Annotated in this window: 2 protein-coding genes; one reads left to right on the top strand and one right to left on the bottom strand. The window is 72.5% G+C overall.

What is annotated here, in order from left to right; translation table 11 throughout:
* Positions 1–106: 106 nt before the first annotated feature.
* Positions 107–3,535: a phosphodiester glycosidase family protein gene (locus ACFVXE_RS20210; RefSeq protein WP_389672739.1), complete on the bottom strand. Its 3,429-nt coding sequence runs from the start codon at positions 3,533–3,535 to the stop codon at positions 107–109.
* Positions 3,536–3,757: 222 nt separating this feature from the next.
* Here ACFVXE_RS20210 and ACFVXE_RS20215 point away from each other — a divergent pair, with 222 nt between their 5' ends.
* On the top strand, positions 3,758–4,252 hold the full coding sequence (locus ACFVXE_RS20215; protein WP_389672734.1) for an NUDIX domain-containing protein: 495 nt from the start codon (positions 3,758–3,760) through the stop codon (positions 4,250–4,252).
* Positions 4,253–4,438: the final 186 nt, after the last annotated feature.

The following is a 4,438-nucleotide window of genomic DNA, read 5'->3' on the forward strand; positions in this document are numbered from 1 at the left end:
GAACACTCAAGCCCTCCTCGTCTTGGGCGAGGTGTTAGGCAAACCCGCCGGGCGGCGCCGCCCCCCCGGCCCCGGGCCCCCCCCCACCGCGTGGTGTCCTCCTCCGTCAGGCAGCCGAGGCGGCGTCCGCGGCGGCGATCCGTATCTGTGTCTGTTGCGTCGTGCCGTTGACCGTGACCGCGAGCGTGACCGTGCCGGGCCGGAGCGCCGTGAGAGTACCGGTGGCCGGGTCGAACACCGCGGTGTGCCGGTGGCGGACGCCCGCCGGGTCACCGATGTGCACGTTCGGCGATCCGGTCCAGTCGGCGGACACCGGGAAGGCGACGGGCACGCTGCGGGTGCCCTGGGTGACGGTCGCCGTGAGCTTCGCGGTGTCTCCGGCGCCGAGCACGGACGGAGCGTCGAGTGCCAGCGCGTCGACGTGGGCCCTGGTCTGCACCGAGACCCAGTCGGGCCCGCCCAGCCACGGCTTCTGCCGCGCGGCGGCCTGTTCGCCGGCCGCGACGTGGTCGACGCCTACGAGGGACCAGCCGGTGAAGCCGCCCTCGTCCGCCGGGCCCGCGGGCGCCTTCCCCGAGTTTCCGTTGATCAGATACGGGACGCCGTCGACGTGCGAGGCATGGAAGACCCCGACATGACTGCCGATGAACGCGGCCCCCTTGCCCGTCGTACGGCGGAAGTCGGCGAGCCACTGTTCGACGAGGGCCGCTTCCTTGCGGTCTCCGAGCTGGCTGCCCTTCTGCACGGTCGGGTCGCGCGGCGGGACGTGTTCGATGAGCATCACCGAGTCGACATCGCGGTCCTCGGCGGCCGCGTCGAGCTGCGCGCGGAGCTCCTCGATCTGCGCGAACCCGCCGCCGCGCAACGTGAGGCTCGAGGTGTCGAGGGTGATGACCCGGGTGCCCTTGTGATCGAACGTCCGCTGTGCCGGGCCGAATTGGGTGATGAAGTTGTCGATCTTCCCGCCCATCACCTCGTGGTTGCCCGGCACGTAGTACCAGGGCAACGAGTCGCCGAGTTCTTCGGTCAGGATCTGGCGGGCGAAGGCGAGGTCCGCGGGTGATCCCTCGTCGACGAGGTCACCGTTGATCACCAGGAAGTCGGGGTGCGCCGCCTTGATCTCGCGCAGGGTGCGCCGGGCCTGGGCCACGATGGCGCTGTCCGGGTCGCGGGCGACGAACTGGGCGTCGGACATCACCGCAAACTGCCAGTCGCGGTGCTCGGTGACCGCCGCCGGATCGATCAACGGGTCGGCGGGTACGGCCTGTTCTGGCAGGTCCACGGTGGGCGGCACCTGGGCGGTGAGGTCGTCGACGACGATCTCACCGGTGTACTGCTGGGCTGCCGCCGTCTCGGCGAGATAGAAGCGGTACACGCTGAGCGGCATGGCCGCGCCGGCCGGGACGGCGAAGGTGACCTGCTGCCAGCCGGTCCAGGTGACATACGGTCCGCGGAGCAACTGGTCGGAGCCCGCGGCGTCCTTGAGGTGCAGTGTCGGCCAGGCGCCCCTGCCGTCGCCCTTGATCCAGAGCTTGAACGACTGGGGCTGGCCGGGCACGGCGATGGGCCGGGGCGGGGCGGCGTACGCGGCGCGGGTCGCGGTCGACTGGGTGAAGTCGTAGGTGAGCTTCAGTCCGGTGCCGGTGTGGCCCTCGGGGGTGGCGGCGAGGGATCCGCTCGCCCGGGCCTGGCTGAACGTCCAGGACCCGGCGTCGCCGAAGTCGGAGACCGTCTGTTCGGCGAGGCCGACGCTGACGGCGAGGACGGTGGTGGTGCCCGCGACGGTCGCCTTGATCCGGCCGGCGCCGCTGCCGGTGCGCGAGCCGACGGTGAAGCTTCCCCGGCCGTCGTCGTGGACGTCGAAGAGTGCGTGGTCGTAGTCGAGGGTGACGTCGCGTGGCTCGACGGGGGCGCTGGTGCCATGGGCGTCGAGTCCGACGATCCCGAAGGTACCCGTGGCATCGGCGTCCGCGAGGCCGACCCGCTGGGCGGTCGGCTCGATCCGGGCCAGTCCGTCCAGGACGGTCAGGGTGGTGCTGCCGTGGGCGGATCCGCGTTCGGCGCGCGCCTCGGTGGCTCCGCTGCGGCGCGCGGTGAAGAGCCCGTCGCCGTCGACCGTGCCGACACTGCTGTGGGAGGTACGCCAGTGCGGAGTGCCGGATGCGGGGCCGTACGTCTCGTCGTACCCGGTCGCGGTCAGACGCCGGGTGAGCCCGGGGAAGACCCGCTCGGGGTGGCCGCCCTTGACGGGGTCGACGCCCGGTGCGGCACCGGCCGGCGTACGCGTCCCGACCCAGAAGCCGTTCAGGCGGCCGCTGCCGTCGGGGGCGGTGAGGGCGAGGCCGTTGGGGACGGTGCGTTCGCTGCCGTCGGACGGGCTGTTCTCCACCTGCAGGGCGTCGCTGCCCGGTTGGCGGGCGACAAGGGTGGAGGAGCCGCCGCCGTCCAGGTTGAGTGCGCTGTACGAGCCCGCGCGCTGCATCATCCGGCCGAGCTCGGTGAGCGTGACGCCGCCGCTGTCGGCCTGCCGGCCGTCGATGGTGAGGATCTGCATCGTGCGACCGTCCCGGGAGAAGCCGACGGCGGTGCGTGGGGCAGCGGTGTTGTTGCCCTCTCCGTCGTGGTTCTGCGCGACGCCGTCGACGACGAGGAGTTCGCGGCCGCCGACGGCGGTACGTGGTACGTCGCCGCTGTCGGTGCGCGCCCGGTAGGTCAGCGATACGGGGTCACCGGGCTTGAGGGCACCGATCGAGGCGGCTGCGGCCTCACGTCCGACGAGGACCGTGGTGCCGTCGGGGACGGCGCCCGATCCGGTGGTGTCCGACACGGAGACGACCTTGCCGCCGCGCACGGCCGCCTCGGCGACCGGGGTCGCGCCGTCGACGGTCAGCGCGCGGTCGGCGGTCCCCCAGGCCGAGGTGTACGCGCCCACTCCCCCGGCCGGCACGTTGGCGGCGTTGTACGCGGCGAGCGGCTGCTGCCCGGAAGGCAGGGTGAGCGTGCCCTCGAAGTACAGGTTCAGGATGCGGCCCGCGCTGCCGGGGCCGATCCCGACCGCACGGTTGACGCCGGGGGCAGGTGACTGGACGGGGGCGCCGTCCTTGATCCCGACGCCTTCGGGGGCACCGGTCTGGTTGATGTCGAAGAAGTCGGCGTTGATCGCCGCGACGGTACGGCGGCCGGGGCCCGCGTCGTGTCCGGCGGCGAGCTGCGAGACGGTGCGCCGGTCGGAGACCTTGCCGGTGGAGAGGTAGTCGGCCCGCACGCCGCTGCCGTCGAGGTCGACGGAGAGGGAGTCCACACGCAGCCACTTGTCGGATTCGAGCCGGTCGTACGAGCTGAGCCGGACTCCCGGGGCGACCGGGCGCGAGGTACGGGCGGTCTCGATTCCGTCGCCGTCCTCGACGGACCGCGGGGCGCCCGTCGCGTTGCTGGCCGCCGGTGGGGCGACCGGTCTGAGAACTTCGGCGGAGTCACGGGGCCTGGGGTCGGGGGTCGAATCGGCGATGGCGGGGGCGACGGCTCCCACCGTCATGGCGGACACCGCCGCGAGCAGCACGAGCGGACGTATTGCCTTGCCGACTATGCCTGGTCCCACAAATCCTCCTGGAACGACGCTGGTTGCGCGGAAAGTAAGCGCTGTCGGCGGACAGCATGGCCGCGCGCGACGCCACGCACCAGGGGGCAACGGGAACCTCAGGGGAAACAGGGTGCGGCGACTCGATGACGCACCTGATCATTGGGGAGACTTGACGGTATGTCATCCCATAAGCGAAGTGCGGGTCTGCTCCTGTTCCGGTCGGTGGACGGGGGCCCGGGGTTCGAGGTGTTCATCGGGCACATGGGCGGCCCGTTCTGGGCGGGTCGTGAGGCTGCCGCGTGGTCGGTGCCCAAGGGCGAGTACGAGCCCGAGGAGGATCCTGAGGCAGCCGCCCGCCGGGAGTTCGAGGAGGAGTTCGGTCACCCGGCGCCGGACGGCACATGGGTGCCGCTCGGTGAATCCCGCCAGTCCGGTGGCAAGACGGTGGTGGTGTGGGCGGTGGAGGCCGACGCGGACCCGGCACGGGCCGAGCCGGGGACCTTCACCATGGAGTGGCCACGGGGCTCGGGCGTGCAGCAGGAGTTCCCGGAGATCGACCGGTTCGCCTGGTGCGCACCGGAGGAGGCGATGGAACGACTCGTCGCCGGCCAGCGGGTCTTCGTCGACCGACTGCGGGAGCATGTGCGGGGTGATCCGGCGGACAGGGTCTGACCGTCGTCCGTCGACCGACCGGCTGATCCCCGGGCTGCGCAGGACATGTCCGCCGGCCCCTGGCGCACCGGGGGGGGCGGGCGACCCTGGTGGGGGGGGCGCCCGGCCCCCCCGGGGCCGAGGGGCGCGGGGGCGCGCCCCGGGGCCCCCCGAGGGGGGGGGTGAGAAAAGACAGTCGGGTAAAAA

The organism is Streptomyces sp. NPDC058231 (genome assembly GCF_042882275.1).
GTDB lineage: Bacteria > Actinomycetota > Actinomycetes > Streptomycetales > Streptomycetaceae > Streptomyces.

Coding starts and splice junctions, on each gene's coding strand:
- ACFVXE_RS20215 (WP_389672734.1), top strand. CDS start 3,758: ATGTCATCCCATAAGCGAAGTGCGGGTCTGCTCCTGTTCCGGTCGGTG.
- ACFVXE_RS20210 (WP_389672739.1), bottom strand. CDS start 3,535: ATGACGGTGGGAGCCGTCGCCCCCGCCATCGCCGATTCGACCCCCGAC.